Source organism: Chryseobacterium sp. SC28 (assembly GCF_003932955.1).
In the GTDB taxonomy this organism is placed as follows: domain Bacteria; phylum Bacteroidota; class Bacteroidia; order Flavobacteriales; family Weeksellaceae; genus Epilithonimonas.
In genome coordinates this window covers 1-17,424 of record NZ_QOVY01000022.1, presented here as the reverse complement: position 1 = coordinate 17,424, position 17,424 = coordinate 1, and the positions used below count along the sequence as shown (strand labels likewise).

12 protein-coding genes are annotated in these 17,424 nt (G+C 42.0%); 8 read left to right on the top strand and 4 right to left on the bottom strand.

Annotation, left to right across the window (positions count from 1 at the left end; genetic code table 11):
• Positions 1 to 11: 11 nt before the first annotated feature.
• Positions 12 to 755, bottom strand: a complete 744-nt coding sequence (locus DTW91_RS10975) for a TrmH family RNA methyltransferase (protein ID WP_125203422.1) — start codon at positions 753 to 755, stop codon at positions 12 to 14.
• Between DTW91_RS10975 and DTW91_RS10970 the strand changes: the two genes are divergently transcribed.
• The 8 genes from DTW91_RS10970 to DTW91_RS10935 all read left to right on the top strand — a co-directional run bounded on the left by DTW91_RS10970 (position 741) and on the right by DTW91_RS10935 (position 12,249).
• Positions 741 to 3,398: a BamA/TamA family outer membrane protein gene (locus tag DTW91_RS10970; RefSeq protein WP_125203421.1), complete on the top strand. Its 2,658-nt coding sequence runs from the start codon at positions 741 to 743 to the stop codon at positions 3,396 to 3,398. The two genes, DTW91_RS10975 and DTW91_RS10970, sit on opposite strands and share 15 nt — an antisense overlap.
• A gap of 12 nt (positions 3,399 to 3,410) precedes the next feature.
• Positions 3,411 to 4,445 carry a polyketide cyclase gene (locus DTW91_RS10965; protein WP_125203420.1) on the top strand — a complete coding sequence of 345 codons (1,035 nt, stop codon included), beginning with the start codon at positions 3,411 to 3,413 and terminating at the stop codon, positions 4,443 to 4,445.
• Positions 4,446 to 4,569: 124 nt separating this feature from the next.
• On the top strand, positions 4,570 to 7,371 hold the full coding sequence (locus DTW91_RS10960) for a 2-oxoglutarate dehydrogenase E1 component (RefSeq protein WP_125203419.1): 2,802 nt from the start codon (positions 4,570 to 4,572) through the stop codon (positions 7,369 to 7,371).
• 70 nt (positions 7,372 to 7,441) lie between these two features.
• Positions 7,442 to 8,716 (top strand): 2-oxoglutarate dehydrogenase complex dihydrolipoyllysine-residue succinyltransferase, encoded by a 1,275-nt coding sequence (gene odhB, locus DTW91_RS10955; RefSeq protein ID WP_125203418.1) that lies wholly within the window; start codon positions 7,442 to 7,444, stop codon positions 8,714 to 8,716.
• A gap of 322 nt (positions 8,717 to 9,038) precedes the next feature.
• On the top strand, positions 9,039 to 10,121 hold the full coding sequence (dnaX, locus tag DTW91_RS10950; RefSeq protein WP_125203417.1) for a DNA polymerase III subunit gamma/tau: 1,083 nt from the start codon (positions 9,039 to 9,041) through the stop codon (positions 10,119 to 10,121).
• Between the two features lie 186 nt (positions 10,122 to 10,307).
• Positions 10,308 to 10,493, top strand: a complete 186-nt coding sequence (locus DTW91_RS10945) for a hypothetical protein (RefSeq protein WP_125203416.1) — start codon at positions 10,308 to 10,310, stop codon at positions 10,491 to 10,493.
• 53 nt (positions 10,494 to 10,546) lie between these two features.
• Positions 10,547 to 10,804, top strand: a complete 258-nt coding sequence (locus DTW91_RS10940; RefSeq protein ID WP_148096891.1) for a hypothetical protein — start codon at positions 10,547 to 10,549, stop codon at positions 10,802 to 10,804.
• Positions 10,805 to 11,169: 365 nt separating this feature from the next.
• Positions 11,170 to 12,249 (top strand): chorismate mutase, encoded by a 1,080-nt coding sequence (locus DTW91_RS10935; protein ID WP_125203414.1) that lies wholly within the window; start codon positions 11,170 to 11,172, stop codon positions 12,247 to 12,249.
• 142 nt (positions 12,250 to 12,391) lie between these two features.
• On the opposite strand, the gene DTW91_RS10930 is transcribed toward DTW91_RS10935, so the two are convergent.
• From DTW91_RS10930 to DTW91_RS10920, 3 genes are all read right to left on the bottom strand, one after another.
• Positions 12,392 to 14,017, bottom strand: coding sequence for an NADP-dependent glyceraldehyde-3-phosphate dehydrogenase (locus DTW91_RS10930; RefSeq protein ID WP_125203413.1), 1,626 nt, complete (start codon positions 14,015 to 14,017; stop codon positions 12,392 to 12,394).
• A 376-nt stretch (positions 14,018 to 14,393) separates the two neighbouring features.
• Positions 14,394 to 16,379 (bottom strand): urocanate hydratase, encoded by a 1,986-nt coding sequence (locus DTW91_RS10925; RefSeq protein WP_125203412.1) that lies wholly within the window; start codon positions 16,377 to 16,379, stop codon positions 14,394 to 14,396.
• Between the two features lie 212 nt (positions 16,380 to 16,591).
• The gene (locus tag DTW91_RS10920; protein WP_125203411.1) at positions 16,592 to 17,008 is read right to left on the bottom strand and encodes an endonuclease domain-containing protein; all 417 of its coding nucleotides are present in this window, start codon (positions 17,006 to 17,008) and stop codon (positions 16,592 to 16,594) included.
• Between the last annotated feature and the right edge of the window lie 416 nt (positions 17,009 to 17,424).

The following is a 17,424-nucleotide window of genomic DNA, read 5'->3' as shown; positions in this document are numbered from 1 at the left end:
CTTTGATAAACTTATCGCATTCCAACTGATTTTTTGGAAAAAATCTCTCCGAGGATGATGCTTGCAGACATCGAAACGTTCAGGCTCTCGGTAGATTGTATTTCTCCGAATCTTGGGATGCTAATCATTTGAGCAATAAAACTTTCTGTGGCAGGTCTTATGCCGTTTCCTTCATTTCCGAAAACTAAGGAAAATTTTTCGGGAAACGAAGTTTTATATAGGTTTTGTCCGGTCATATCCGTTCCGAAAATAGGATTGTTGTAAGTTGCCAAATATGCTTCCAGATTGGTATAAAACACATTCACTCTTGCGAAGGAACCCATCGTTGCTTGGATGACTTTCGGGTTATACAGATCCACGGTATCGCTACTGCAAATGATTTGCTCAATACCGAACCAGTCGGCCAATCGGATTATCGTTCCAAAATTTCCCGGATCCTGAATCCCATCTAAGATCAATTGGATCGGCGTATCTTCTAAATGTTTGTTCTCCGGAAGTTTGCAAACCGCCACAGAATCTTTCGGACGCTGCAGAAAACTTATTTTTTTCAATTCGGTTGGCAATATCTCTTCAATTGCCGTCGTTCTAAAATCTATATTCTGAGGATTTATGGAATATATGGTTTCAATTTCGTAGCCGGAATCGGCCAGTTCTTTTATAATTTTATTACCCTCGACTAAAAACAAATTGTATTTTTGCCTGTATTTCTTTTTGTCTAGAGATTGGAGAGTCTTGATAGTATGAGCCGTAAGCATAGTCACAAATATTTTCAAAAATATCATATTTTTTATTACGTCGCAATGGTTAGTGTCGTTTTAAACGCTTGTAACGTAACGAAAAAAGTCCCTGATGGAGAATTTCTCCTGACCAAAAATAAATTTGAGTACACCGACGGCAAAGTCTTGGGCAACGAGCTTCCCGACATGGTCGCCCAAAAGCCAAATAAAAAAACACTATTCCTTGCACCGGTGGGAGTTTATCTCTACAATGCTGCCAATCCTAAGTACGATACAATTCTTAAAGAATATATGACCTACCCGAGCGAAATGAGAAATCAAAAACTCAGGGATTCCTTATTCGTGAAATACAATCACCCGGAATACATAGGGAGAAATCTTTTTTGGAACCGTTTTTTTCATTCCGTGGGCAGCCCGCCGGTCATTTTTAGCGAAGCTAAAACCAAGCAAAGCGCCGAAAGCATTAACAACAGACTTATCAACAGAGGATATTGGGATGCAACCGTCAAAACCAAAATCGATAAAGATTCGGCTGCCAAAAAAGCAGAGGTGGCATACATCATTACCCACAAAGATCCCACCAAAATAAAAGAATATTTTTATAACATACCCGATCCGAATATCAGGGCTTTGTACGAGTCCACAAGCGATAAAAGTCTTGTAAAAAAAGGCAAAATACTCGATGAAGGTGTTTTGGAAAAAGAAATTACCCGAATCAATGAGCTGATGAAAGAAAATGGTTATTATAAATTCAATAATGACAACCAGGATATTTACTTCGTAGCCGATTCTTTGACCAGCAGAAAAAATGTCCCGCTCACACTCAATATTCATAAAGATTCGGTCGACAGTCCTTACCGGAAAGCAACCATCGGAAACATAACGGTTTCGGTGGCCAGAAATATGAATGAATTGACCAGAATACCTCGTAAAAGAGACAGTGCCAATCTAAGAAAAAATATAGATCAAGATCCGAATAAATTGCCGCTCCGAGACAGCATCCGAGGGATCAATATCTACCGAAGAGATAGCGCGTACAAAGCGAGAGCGCTCTGGTTGCCGATTACCATAAAGCCGGGTCAGATTTATAAACAGACAGATTTGGATTTGACCAGAAGGAATCTGATCGCGATGAATAACTTTACGATCCTAAAAGCCTCGGACGAGCTTCGGAAAGAAGGAACTGCGGCAGAGAGAGACAGTATCATAGATGTAGAATATGTCCTGAAGCCCTTGCCAAAATACGAATTCAATATAGCCACAGATATCCATTATTCCCAGATTCTCAATTTTGGCTTCTCTCCGTCGGTAGATCTCACGACGAGAAACATCTTTGGCGGAGCCGAAAACTTAGTGACGAGTTTCTCCGGGATCATCGGTACCACCAAGGATCCCAAAAATCCCAACGCTTTTTTCAATGCCTACGAACTCTCTGCACAAACTTCTCTTCTGTTTCCGAGACTCGTGGTGCCGTTTAATAATTATTGGAAATTGATTCCGAAAAGATATTCGCCAACCACCAGTCTCACACTGGGCGCATCGGTTCAAAACAATATCGGCTTGGGAAGGATCAACTTTAATACCGGCCTTTCGTACAATGCGAATGTGAACGACGGGAAAGTGCAGCACCGATTGACCCTATTCAATACCCAACTGAGCTTGACGCAAAATAAAGATAGATATTACGAATATTTCCCCGCAGAAAACGAGATTCGGCAGACGGTTTTTGATTGGTACCAAGCTGTCTATCCCGATGTAAATACCGATAACTATTCTTTTGACGAGATTTCCAGAATGATAATTAATGATCAAGCCTTTCTATCCTCTATTCCGCCCGAAAGTCAGGATACGATCAACAGTTTCAGGCAATCGTTGATCAATAAAGATCGCCAGACGCAGGATGTGATTATTTCTTCTTTGATTTATAACTATTCTTATAATGAGATGGGAAAAAAGGAGTACCGCAACCCCATCTTCTTCAGTGGCAAAATAGAAATAGCAGGCAATGCTCTGAATCTCATTTCGAGCAAAGAAAAAGAAGATGGTGTGGTTTCCGGCAATTCCAAAACGATTTTTAAGATTCCTATTTCTCAATTTGTCAAATTTGATTTCGATTTCAGAAAATATTTTACATTCTTCAACGATCGGGCAAAACCGCATACTTTGGCCATAAGGCAATTGGTGGGCATCGGCATCCCGTATGGCAACTCGTCGACGATGCCTTTCATAAGATCCTATTTCAACGGCGGCGCCAACGATATCAGAGCTTGGGTAGCTTTTGGCGGTCTGGGACCCGCCGATTCTCAGCTGGATGAAAAGGTCCGCTCGTACGCAATGGACAATGTAAAATTGACCACGAGCATCGAGTACCGCCTACCCCTGAATAATACTTTTGAAGCGGCACTCTTCACAGATGCCGGAAACATCTGGGGGCTCAAGGATAATGGCTATGGCGATCAGTTCAAATTCACAAAGTTCGTCAGCCAGCTTGGGATTGGGAGTGGTTTTGGTATTCGAGTCAATATCGCCTATGTCAATCTGAGGCTGGATATGGCCTACAAAATTCACGATCCCAACGAGCCTAAAGGCAGCAGATGGGTTATCGACAAAATAACACCTTTGCAGCCAACCGTTAATTTCGCCATCGGATATCCATTCTAAATTCAATTGCAGATGCGTATTCTCAAACTTATCATTATTATTTTTATTTGCTTGTTCGGGATTTATTCTCTCGCGATGACATTTGTGGATGAGAGCAAAAGTTTTGTGTACCATTCCGAGATCGACTATCCCGTCGAAAAGGTCTTCCCTCAATTCAATAATCTTCAAAATTTCACGACTTGGAACGATTACTTTCTCTCCAAAGAAAATTTGAGCTACAGCTATTTTACACCTTATGAAGGGCTGGGAAGCTCGATGAAATTCTCCAACAAAAACAATAGCGACTTCGGAGATCTTTTCATTCGCTATTCCAATCCCAATCGAACCTTGCGATATCAGCTTTTCGAAGGCAAAAGTGAAAATCCTTACCTCATTGATGTCAAAATTATTCCGGCAGGGCAAAGCACCAAAGTAATATGGTACATTCATACGCCTAAAAGAAAATTGCTGGAAAGATCCTTGAATCTCACCGCCGAAGATTTTTTTGTGAAGACTATTGATAAAAGCACACAGAATCTCTATCAACTTCTGGGAAACAAAGTGGATAAAGATCTTCAACTGGCCTCGGTGAAGTATGACAGTATTATGGTCCAAAACCGCGAGGGCGGCATACTTTTGGGTGTCAATGTAAGCACGAGAAATACAAAAGAGATCCTCTTCAAGAACATCTTGATGAACCGGAATAAAGTTCTCAATTTTGTGAAAGCAGACCTCGGAAAAAAGGACGATGAAATCGGCACTCCCGTGTTGATTACTAACCCTGCTAATCTCAAAGATAAAGAAATCTCTTATTTCTACGGGGTTCCGATTTCCAAACGGATCGGGATTAGTGATAATAATTTCACTTTTCAAACATTGAACGCCGCCAAAGTGTATGTTGTTTTTTACCAAGGAAATTATAATAATCGGATCAAACACATTCAGGAATTGATGAAAAAAGCGAAAAAAGACACCCTCCGAAATGGTCCGCTATTGGAAGAATTTTTGGAAGAACCCTCGGATGTGGAAGCCGTGAAGCTAAAATTATCGCTTCCCGTTTACCGATAATAAATTTAATCTATCGCGCATATCTGATGGGAATATGCCGGTACATTATATGCCATTCGACAAAAATTTAGTAAATTTGTAGGCAATTGTTTTATTAAAAAAAATTAACAGATAATCTGTAATAATGGATAAATTTTCATTTCTAAATGCCGTGCATGCGCAGTTGATCGACGACATGTATGCGCAATATCAAAAATACCCGGATTCTGTAGAACCATCTTGGAAAGCTTTTTTCCAAGGTTTCGATTTCGCTTTAGAAAATTACAGCGATGATCATTCGGAATCTGCCGCTTCTTCTCCGGTGCAGTACGCTCAGCAAGCCGTTGCAGATAATGCGGTTTCGGAAGATATTACTAAGGAATTCAAAGTAGTCAATCTCATCGAAGCTTACCGATCCAGAGGACATCTTTTTACCAAGACAAATCCTGTGAGAGAACGAAGACATTACTTCCCGACACTGGATATCGAAAACTTCGGTTTGACGAAGGAGGACCTCAATAAGAAATTCAATTCCGCTACACAAACCGGGATGCAGGGACCCGCAACGCTGCAAGAGATTATTAATCATCTCCGGAATATCTATTGCGATTCTATAGGAGTAGAGTATATGCATATCCAGAATGTGGAGGAAAAGAAATGGATCATGGAATGGGTCAATGTGAACGAAAACCATCCTACGCTTTCAGCTGATGAGAAAACCGAAATCCTTTTCAAACTTAATCAAGCAGTGGCTTTTGAAAACTATCTTCATACCAAATTTGTAGGTCAAAAGCGCTTTTCCCTCGAAGGAGGCGAATCTCTGATTCCCGCGTTGGATCAGTTGATTACCAGATCTTCCCAATTGGGAGTGGATGAAGTGGTTCTGGGAATGGCACACCGCGGTCGGCTAAATGTTTTGACAAATATCTTCCAGAAATCTTATAAGCAAATCTTTTCAGAATTCGAAGGGAAAGAGTTTGAAGAAGATGTATTCTCCGGCGATGTAAAATATCACTTGGGATCTTCTAAAAAAATCACAACCGCCAATGGCGAAGAAGTAAAAATCAATCTGACGCCAAATCCATCACACTTGGAAACAGTCGGAGCGCTTGTAGAAGGCATCTGCAGAGCAAAGGTGGACAACACGTACAAAGGTGATTATTCCAAGGTTTTGCCCATTATCATCCACGGCGATGGTGCCATTGCCGCACAAGGAATTGTTTATGAAATCGCCCAAATGATGAATCTAGAAGGGTACAAAACGGGCGGCACAGTTCATATCGTGGTCAACAATCAGGTTTCTTTCACCACCAATTATCTGGATGCAAGATCCTCCGTCTATTGTACAGATATTGCCAAAGTGACAGATTCTCCCGTGATGCATATCAATGCAGACGATGTAGAAGCCGTCGTTCACGCTATCAGATTTGCGGCAGATTTCCGTGCAAAATTTGGCAAAGACGTATACATCGATCTTTTAGGGTATAGAAAATATGGTCACAACGAGGGCGACGAGCCCCGATTCACCCAGCCTAATCTTTATAAAATCATCTCAAAACATCCCAATCCGAGAGAAATCTACAAAGATCTTTTAATTAAAGAAAATGTGGTTTCAAACGAAGTTCTGGATAAAATGGAAAAAGAATTCAAGGCATTACTCGATGAGAATTTTGATGCATCCAAAGAAATAGAACGCAATACCATGGATGTCTTTATGAAGGACGACTGGATCGATTTCCCCCTTGGAGCCAAAGGTGCAGTTGCCAATGCCAAAGTGGACACTACTTATAATCTTGACAAATTAAAGGAACTTGCTGTTAAAATTTCTACCCTACCTTCTGACAAAAAGTTTATCAGCAAAATTACAAGGCTGTTCGAGGGCCGACTGAAAATGATAGAAAACAATTCTTTGGATTGGGCAATGGGCGAATTGTTGGCCTACGCAACACTCCTTACCGAAGGATACAACGTGAGGCTCTCCGGTGAGGATGTAGAGAGAGGCACATTCTCTCACCGCCACGCCGTGCTGAAAACAGAAGATACAGAAGAAGAATATATCCCGCTGCGCCACGTGAACGAACAAAGATTCGATGTGTACAATTCTCATTTATCAGAATATGGCGTTTTAGGATTCGATTACGGCTATGCGATGGCTGCGCCAAAAACCTTGACGATTTGGGAAGCTCAGTTCGGTGATTTTACCAACGGTGCCCAGATCATTGTGGATCAATATTTGGTGGCTGCCGAGGAGAAATGGAAAATCCAAGATGGATTGGTGATGATGCTCCCTCACGGTTCGGAAGGCCAAGGCGCGGAACATTCTTCTGCAAGATTGGAAAGATTCCTCACCCTTGCTGCAAACGAAAATATCATCGTGGCCAATATCACTTCCCCGGCCAACTATTTCCACTTGCTAAGGCGCCAAATGAAATTCGGATTCCGAAAACCACTGGTCATTATGACTCCGAAATCTCTATTGAGACATCCAAAAGTGGTTTCTAAGATGGAAGATCTTGCCACAGGAACTTTCCAGCCCATTTTGGACGATCCCACAGCTGATCCGGCGAAAGTGGAAAGATTAGTACTTTGCACCGGTAAACTGTATTACGAACTTTTAGCCAAGAAAGAGGAACTGAAGGACGACAAAGTAGCGTTGGTAAGATTGGAACAGATTTATCCTTTAAATTTTGAAAAAATCACTTCAATAATTGACCGATACAACAACAAAAAAGATCTCATCTGGGCTCAAGAAGAGCCGGAGAATATGGGAGCCTGGAGCTTTATCCTGAGAAACTTCCGCGATACCAATATCCAATTGATTTCTCCGGTGGCAAGCGGCACGCCGGCGCCCGGAAGCCACAAGATGTTTGAAAAAAATCAGACCAAAATTATTAATGCGGTTTTCCAAACAGAAGATGCACCTGCAAAAAGACCTGTCACAGCCTAATAAAAATCATAAACTCTATAGAGAATAAAATCTTCGCGGATTGTTCTGAATTTAAAAAAACAAAAAGAATATGTCAGTATTAGAAATGAAAGTTCCCTCCCCGGGAGAGTCCATCACAGAAGTAGAAATTGCGACTTGGTTGGTGCAAGACGGTGATTATGTAGAAAAAGATCAACCCATTGCAGAGGTAGATTCTGATAAAGCAACTTTGGAACTCCCCGCTGAGCAGAGTGGTGTCATCACTTTGAAAGCTGAAGAAGGAGAGGTGGTTCAGGTGGGTCAAGTAGTTTGTCTCATCGATATGGATGCTCCAAAACCGGAAGGTGGCGCTGCTGCTCCTGCACCAGAAAAGCCAAAAGAGGAGCCTGCTTCCGAACCAAAAAAAGAAGAACCAAAACCTGAAACTAAGAAAGAAGAACCCGCAGCCTCCGCTCCAAAAGCGGAGACCGCGAAAGCAACAAGTTATGCTTCGCAAACGCCTTCTCCCGCTGCCAAAAAAATTCTCGACGAAAAAGGGATTCAGCCTTCGCAAGTCCAAGGTTCCGGCAGAGATGGCAGAATTACAAAAGAGGATGCCGTCTCGGCTTCCGTCCCTGCGATGGGCAGTGCCGGTGCCGGTAGCAGAGCACAATCTACGACCAAACTTTCTGTTCTTCGCAGAAAAGTCGCTGCCAGACTCGTTTCCGTAAAGAATGAAACCGCCATGCTGACGACTTTCAACGAGGTGGATATGTCGGAGATTTTCAGAATCCGAAAACAATACAAAGAAGAATTTGCTGCCAAGCACGGCGTAGGACTTGGTTTTATGTCTTTCTTTACCAAAGCTGTTACCAGAGCGCTGAAAATGTACCCGGACGTCAACGCCTCTATCGACGGAGATTTCAAAGTTAATTACGACTTTGCGGATATCTCGATAGCGGTGTCGGGGCCAAAAGGTTTGATGGTTCCGGTGCTTAGAAATGCCGAAAGTATGTCTTTTAGAGGTATAGAAGCTAATATTAAAGATCTGGCTACCAAAGTAAGAGACGGAAAAATTACAGTGGATGAGATGACGGGCGGGACATTCACCATTACCAATGGGGGAACTTTCGGATCAATGATGTCAACCCCGATTATCAATCCGCCACAGTCTGCTATTTTAGGAATGCACAACATTCTCCAAAGACCTGTTGCCGTAGACGGCGCAGTGGTGATCCGCCCAATGATGTACGTGGCACTGTCTTACGACCACCGAATCATCGACGGTAAGGAATCTGTCGGTTTCTTAGTTGCCGTCAAAGAAGCCATCGATAATCCGGTAGAATTCCTAATGGAAGGCGACGAGAAAAAAGCGTTGGAATTGTAAAATTTTCAGTTAAAATATTTACGTTTACTCATCGTTATTTGATGTTTGCAACTCAAAATTACGGTAACTTTTAGGAAGCCATTCATTTGGCTTCTTTTTTATTTATTTTTATCGTACAATAGCGTTAAAAATATAGTTTTCTATGGAAGACCAACGTTTTCGTAAAACAATCAACTTCACTCTTTGCTGAGTTCTATGCCTTTGCTAACCTCACAATGTTTTCTATTAAAGCAACCAAACTTTGCGAACTTGCGTTTAAAAAATATTACCGCAAATACGAAAACCATTTCCAAAATTCGCAATTAATCCTTACTTTTGACTAATGGAAAATTTCGTTGTATCCGCACGCAAGTATCGCCCGCAAGAGTTTGACACTGTTGTAGGCCAGTCCCACGTTACCGATACTTTGGAGCACGCCATCGAGGAAAACCAGCTGGCTCAGGCTATGCTGTTCTGCGGACCGAGAGGCGTGGGGAAAACTACCTGCGCCAGAATCCTTGCCAGAAAAATCAATGAAAAATCCGGCGCTTCCGATGAGGATGGTTTCGCATTTAATATCTATGAATTGGATGCCGCCTCCAACAACTCTGTTGAAGACATCCGTGAATTGATAGATCAGGTGAGATTTGCCCCTCAAGTTGGGAATTATAAAATTTATATTATTGATGAGGTTCACATGTTGTCTGCATCAGCATTCAACGCATTTCTGAAAACCTTGGAAGAACCGCCGGCACACGCTATTTTTATTTTAGCGACCACAGAAAAACACAAAATCATCCCTACAATTCTGTCCAGATGTCAGATTTATGACTTCAAAAGAATCACGATTGAGGATATTCAGAACCATCTGATAAAAATTGCTGAGAATGAAAATATCGCTTTCGAAGAGGATGCACTTTACCTCATTGCTCAGAAAGCGGATGGCGCGTTGAGAGATGCTTTGTCCATTTTTGATAGATTGAGCACCTTTTCTCAGAAAAATATTACGCTAAAAAAAGCGGCAGAAATTCTCAACGTCCTAGATTATGACCAATATTTGAAAATCGTTGATCTGGCTAAGAATAATGATATTCCGGGCGTTTTGAGCACCTTCGATGAGATTGTAAAAAAAGGGTTTGATCCGCATATTTTCATTGCGGGATTGGGCAATCATTTCCGTGACCTGATGATGGCGCAAAATCCGCAAACGCTTAAACTTATCGAAGTAGGCGAGAAAACGAAGTCCAAATATGCAGAACAATCCCAAAAATGGATAGCACAAGAACTAATCGACGGTATCGAAATTTGTAATTTTGCGGACATCAATTACAAAAACTCCAAAAACCCACGATTGACTGTTGAGATTGCCTTGATGCAATTATCCAGTCTCACGGCACACTCAGAAACTAAAAAAAAAAGTTCTTAATATTAGCACCATTTCTTGAAGCTAATCTTTTACAAGAGCCAAGAAATCAGAACGATTCGACGAAGTCAACCAAGACTGAAGAGTCGAAACCAGAATCTAAAGAACCAAAAACCAACAAAAGCGCTATCCTGAGCGACGTCGAAGGACAGCCACCCGCAACCAATATTTCCCTTGCGGAACCAAAAAATGGGATTCAAAAGGCAACTGAACCTATCGGCAAAAGCTCTTCTAATTCCAAATTCAGCATCAAAGCGGTTCTTCAAAAAAAAGAAGACACGGAAAAAAATGAAATTACCGACGCCGGAGATCAAAATCTTCCTGCCCATCATTTTTCACAAACCGACGTCGATAATGCTTGGAGCACTTTCCTAAAAGATCTTGCCAAAACCAATACCGTCGCTTTCAATGCCGTGAGCAGTTTCAAATTGGAAAAGTCCGATGAACACCTCATTACGGTCAAATATTCTTCGTCCACAGCAAAGGCAGAATTCGACAAATTAAGTACAGAATTCTTCAACCATTTCAAGCACAAAGTCAACAATTTCGCGATCGAAGTAGAATATATGACCGATTCCACGATTAAGAAAGAAATGATGACCAAGAAAAAGATGTTCGAGAAGTTTGTGAAAATCAATCCTCTTTTGAAAGATTTAGATGATCTGATGAAGTTTGATTTGACATAAATTTATATATTTGTTCAGGATTTCTCCCGCAAATTGGTATAATAACACAATGTTTCTACAAAGAACGCCGACAAGGCATCGACGAATGGACTTAACTTGCTTTCCATATTTCACAGCTGATAAATCTGCCAAGTATTTGGGGAAATTATTTGGTTTTTTTGACGCCGAGCGTAAGAATTTCCCGGTCTATTACCGATTTTATTGGTTTAGCTGATTAAAATTTCTTTCTCAAAAAAACTACAAAAGACGGCCTGTTCCCGTAAATCATCTAAAGTTTGAAACCTTTTATTTTTTGGAAAAGAATTATAAATCAAAATTTATAACAGAAATAGTATTGCATTAATTTAAAAAATATCATTACAAATATGAACCTAAACGAATTGAAGAACGATTGGATCCAAGACTTCGCCAATCCAATGATCATCGCCGGACCGTGCAGCGCAGAAAGCGAAACCCAAATGCTGGAAACTGCGAGAAGGCTGAGGGAAAGCGGTGCAGAAATATCGGCGTTCCGAGCCGGAATTTGGAAGCCGAGGACCAAACCAAACGGCTTCGAAGGCGTAGGCGTCATCGGTCTCAACTGGCTGAAAAAAGTCAAAGACGAATATGGTTTCAAAACGGCTACCGAGGTGGCCAATGCACACCACGTTTTCGCAGCGCTGGAAGCAGATGTCGATATTCTCTGGATTGGCGCCCGTTCCACAGTCAATCCGTTTACGGTACAGGAAATTGCGCAGGCCTTGCGGGGAACGCAGAAACCGATCTTGGTCAAGAACCCCGTGAATCCAGATTTGGCGCTTTGGATCGGTGCATTGGAAAGATTGCTTGGGCAGGGTATCGAGAATGTCGGAGCGATCCATCGCGGTTTTTCTACTTATCAGAAAACAAAATACAGAAACATCCCGAACTGGCAAATAGCTTTGGATTTCAAAAATCAATTTCCAAATATTCCGCTTTTCATAGATCCTTCCCATATTTGTGGAAATAGGACTTGCCTGGAAGGCATTGCTCAAGAAGCGTTCAACGTGGGTTATCAGGGAGCAATCATAGAAACCCATCCCGATCCGGATAACGCCTGGAGCGACGCTTCGCAGCAGATTACGCCGGAAGTGCTGGCCGAGATGATCAAAAACCTGAAAGTCCGCAATACCGATATCTCCGGCTACGAAGACGAGATGGGAAAGCACAGAACCCTCATCAGCGACATAGATTTTCAGCTAATCGAAATGCTGTCGCAAAGAATGAAAATTTCCGAAAAAATAGGCGCACTGAAGAAAGAAAATAACATCGCCATCTTCCAGCCCGAACGGTGGAAAGTGATTGCGGAATATGCCAATCAAAAAGCGATAGAGACGGGCATGTCTCAGGGTTTCATCGAGAAAGTCTTCAAAGCGATCCACGAGGAAAGTATCGAAGTGCAGAATAACGTAATGATTGACAGATGATGGCGTACATCGTCTTTTAACTTAGCATACTTTTCCATTTCAAAAAGTTCCGGAAAGCAAGATCCGGAACTTCAGAAGAATTAAAGAGGAAAAGACTCCCAACTCGCTTTTAATCGGGAAACCTGCTTATTGCATTAAATTCTTAAAAAATATAATCTGTACTCAAGAAATTGGAATCGTGGTCTCTTACAATCGAGTTCAATAAAGTTTTGTTGGACTCCGTGATTTTTGCAGCCACCAAAGAACGAATAGAAAACGACCTCAAAGCATCAAAAACGGAAAGCGTTCCCTCGGCGCTGTCTTTTCTACCCGTAAATGGGAAAACGTCCGGGCCGCGCTGCGCTTGGCAATTGATATTCACACGGCTTACCAAGTTCACAAATGCGTCAATCAATTTGGAGGTTTCCACCGGATCTTCGCTGAAAATACTGACTTGCATCCCGTGATTGGCATTTACCTGATAGTCGATTGGTTCCGAAATATCATCAAACGGAACAATAGGAATGATGGGGCCAAACTGCTCCTCGTGGTAGAGTTTCATTTGGTCGTTCACGGGATAGACGACTGCCGGAAAGACGAAGGAAGCTTCGTTGTAACCTCCGTTTTCGTTTAAAACCTTAGCACCTTTCGCCAAGGCGTCTTCGATACATTCTTTAAGATAAGGCGGCTTGTTGACTTCGGGAAGTGGCGTTATTTTCACATCTTTTTCCCACGGCAAACCGGCTTTCATGGCAGAAACGGCGGTGCTTAATTTCTGTGTAAATTCTTCAGCAACCTCTTTTTGGACGAAGATTAGTTTCAAAGCAGTGCATCGTTGCCCATTGAAGGAAAGGGCGCCCAAGATGCATTCACTCACCGCCACATCGATGTTGGCATGTTTTGTCACGATGGCTGCATTTTTGGCGTCGAGGCTCAAGATTGCCCGCAGTCTATTCACTTTTGGATGCAGTTTTTTAAGTCCGTTTGCCACTTTGCTGGATCCGATGAAAGCCAAAACATTCACTTTTCCGCTTTCCATAATCGGGGTGATGATCTCGGAACCTTTGCCGTAAAGTGTGTTCACAGTTCCTTTGGGAAACGCTTCTTGAAAAGCTTTTAGCAAAGGATAATGGGCGAGAACGCCGTGTTTCGGCAGTTTGAAAAGAATGGTATTTCCCATAATCAAGGCAGGAATCAATGTAGTAAAAATCTCGTTCAAGGGATAATTAAACGGCCCCATACTTAGGACAACGCCGAGCGGCGCCCGTCGGATTTGCGCAATCGTGCCTTCCGCTTCTTTGAATCTGGAGGACTCGCGGTCGAGATCTTTCAAGGCATCAATGGTAAGGTTGATGTAATCGACGGTTCGGTCGAATTCTTTGGTGGAGTCGGGCAAAGTTTTTCCGATTTCCCACATCAAAAGCTTGATGACGAGATCGCGCTGCTGAATCATCAGATAAACAAATTTCTGCATACATTTGATTCGTGCTTCAACCGACATTGTTGGCCATTCTCCAAGTCCGTTGTCGTAGGCTTTTACCGAGGCTTCCAACACGTCCATCGCTTCTTTTGCGGTAATGTTTGGGATGCTTCCCAGCAATTTTCTTTGCAATCCATTTTCAGTGGGGATGCAGATGGGGGAGTAGATCTCTGTCACGTCGCCGTTCCATTGGATTAGTTCTCCGTTTAGCAGATATTCTCTTTGGTGGATGGTTGGGACTTTATATTCTTCTGGGATATCGTTTTCGCTTTTGAAAAGGTCTTGGAAAGTGGGGTTTTCTGAACTCATAAGATATTTTTTGATGTTAGATTTGTTAATTTGGCAATAATAAATTTACCGATAAAGATTGAGTATGGGAAGATTTTGACATAGATTTATTCTATTAAAGACACTTTTAATTTGATAAAGAGAGCATCCTAAAATTGTTGTCGGAATAAATTCCAACACTATAATATCGTTCGTTCCTACAGAACTCTCTTAAAAAAACGTAAAAAGTCGCAAAGCGACGACCGATTTTCCAACCTTCGGTAGCGTCCTTTCAAATTGTTGTCGGAATAAATTCCAACACTATAATATCGTTCGTTCCTACAGAACTCTCTTAAAAAAAACGTAAAAAGTCGCAAAGCGACGACCGATTTTCCAACCTTGGAATTCATTCCAAGGATTAAAACAATCCCTCATCCACAAAATTAGGCAGCGTCACCTTTAAATTCGGCTCAGCTTCCATTGCTCTTTTAATCGCAAAAACTGCACCTTCATTTCTGGCCCAGCTTCGTCGGGAAATTCCGTTGTTCACGTCCCAGAAAAGCATAGATTTTAATCTTCTGTCGGCATCATCGCTTCCATCGAGCAACATCCCGAAACCACCGTTGATGACTTCGCCCCAGCCAACGCCGCCACCGTTGTGGATGCTCACCCAAGTCGCCCCACGGAAACTGTCGCCAATCACATTCTGGATCGCCATATCGGCCGTAAATCTTGAGCCGTCATAAATATTGGAGGTCTCTCGGTATGGAGAATCCGTCCCCGAAACATCGTGATGGTCTCTTCCCAAAACCACCGCCCCGATTTCTCCGTTGGCAATGGCTTTGTTGAAGGCTTCAGCGATTTTCATTCTTCCTTCGGCATCGGCGTATAAAATTCTCGCCTCCGAACCAACGACCAGATTGTTTTCCTGAGCGCCTTTGATCCACGTGATATTGTCTTTCATCTGCTGTTGGATTTCCTTTGGCGAGGTTTTGATCATTTCTTCCAAAACGGCACAAGCCATATCATCCGTTTTCTGTAAATCTTCCGGTTTTCCGCTGGTACAAACCCAACGGAACGGCCCGAATCCATAATCAAAACACATCGGTCCCATAATATCCTGAACGTAAGATGGATATTTAAATTCTCTGCCAATGGTAGGATTTTCCGACATTACATCGGCTCCGGCTCTTGAGGCTTCGAGTAAAAAGGCATTGCCGTAATCGAAGAAATAGGTTCCTTTTGCGGTATGTTTGTTGATGGCAGCAGCGTGTCTTCGCAGGCTTTCCTGAACTTTTTCTTTGAATAATTCGGGGTTTTCTGCCATCATTTTATTGGATTCTTCAAAAGTTTGGCCCGCCGGATAATAACCGCCCGCCCAGGGATTGTGAAGCGAAGTCTGGTCTGAACCAATATCGATTTTCAAATTTTCTTCATCAAATTTCTCCCAGACATACACCACATTTCCAAGATAAGCGAGAGAAACCGTTTCCTGGTTTTCCTGAGCTTTTCTCACTCTTATCACCAATTCATCCAGATTTTCGTGGATTTCGTCTACCCATTTCTGTTCGTGACGTATTTTTGTAACCTTAGGATTCACATCCGCACAAACGGTGATGCAACCGGCGATATTTCCAGCTTTTGGCTGCGCTCCCGACATTCCGCCCAAACCTGACGTGACGAATAATCCGCCTTTTGGCTCTTTATTGATTTTTCTGAACGCATTCAAAACCGTAATCGTCGTTCCGTGAACAATTCCCTGTGGACCGATGTACATATAACTTCCCGCCGTCATTTGCCCATACTGCGAAACACCCAGCGCATTAAACTTTTCCCAATCATCCGGCTTGGAATAGTTTGGAATCACCATTCCGTTCGTCACCACCACTCTCGGTGCATCTTTGTGCGAAGGAAATAATCCCATCGGATGACCAGAATACATCGTCAAAGTTTGTTCGTCCGTCATTTCCGACAGATATTTCATCGTCAAAAGATACTGCGCCCAGTTCTGGAAAACGGCACCGTTTCCGCCATAAGTTATCAGTTCGTGCGGATGTTGTGCCACCGCAGGATCCAAGTTGTTCTGAATCATCAGCATGATCGCTTTTGCCTGCTCAGATTTTCCGGGATATTCTGCAATATCTCTCGCTTTCATCTCGTAATCCGGACGGAAGCGGTACATATAAATTCGTCCGTATTTTTCCAGTTCTTCCTTGAATTCCGGCAACAATTCTGCGTGAAATTTTGGCTCGAAGTAGCGTAAAGCATTTTTCAGAGCGAGTTTTTTCTCTTCTTCTGTTAGAATTTCTTTACGTTTAGGAGCGTGATTGATATTGGAGTCGTATGGTTTTGGCTGAGGTAATTCCGTCGGAATGCCTTGATGGATTTGTTGCTGGAAAGTCATTATGTAGTTGATGGTTGATTGTTGATAGTTGATGGATTTTTTTGTGGGTTTAAAGATATTTAATTTGGAAAATATATCGTAACGAATTGCGCAAAAATTCCCCTCCTCGGGAGGGGTGACAATTTGCATAGCAAATTGGCGGGGTGGTCAATTATGCTGAACCACCCGTCTTCTCCCTTTGGTAGAATCCACCCCTCCGGAGCATGGGAATTTTAAAATCTATAATTTTCGATGATAAACGCTTCTAAATCCTTCATCACCAAAGCCAAATTATTCTTCACATCAAAATCAGTCATTCTGAATATTTTTAAATTCAAAGATTCCAAATAAGTTTGCCGTATTCCATCATCAACTTCTTTTTCGGCGTGACTCGAACCATCGATTTCAATAATTAGTCCAAGGGTTTTGACATAAAAATCGACAATGTAGTTTCCGATAATTCTTTGTCTGTCGAAATCTATATTGTGAAATGTTCTTGCCCGAACTTGTTTCCAGAAAAGCACTTCGCTCAGGATTCCTGCTTTGCGTTTACCGCTTAATAATTTTTTTAGATGCGGATTGTAGGGTATGTTTTCCACGAAATTCCTGCGGATCGGGATGCCGTGGATTTGGGTAAGGATTTCATTCATTTATTAGTTTTTTGATTTACCACCCCGTCAAAAATTCTTTGAATTTTTGCCACCCCTCCAAAGGAGGGGAATTTTCAATGCAATAACTTAAATTTGGAACATTGGTTTTACAGGAATCTAATTTATGAAATATCAAAACGCAATTGCAAAAATTAGAATTTCTCCGTGAAAAACGATCAGAAAAGTGAAAAATGATGAATATTTTATGGCGGCAACGACCTTTTTAAGCAGATCTATCGCAAGTATGACTTATGATGGAATCGGTTCCTAAAAAACAGTTCCGACTTGTACGAATTTACAAAACAAAGAATCCGTCTCACAACAAAAAGTGAGTCGGATTTTTAATTTTTATCTATTCATATTCTTTAGTAAAAAAATAAAAAGTTGTCCTTCTCAGGCAACTTTCTTTCTTAAAT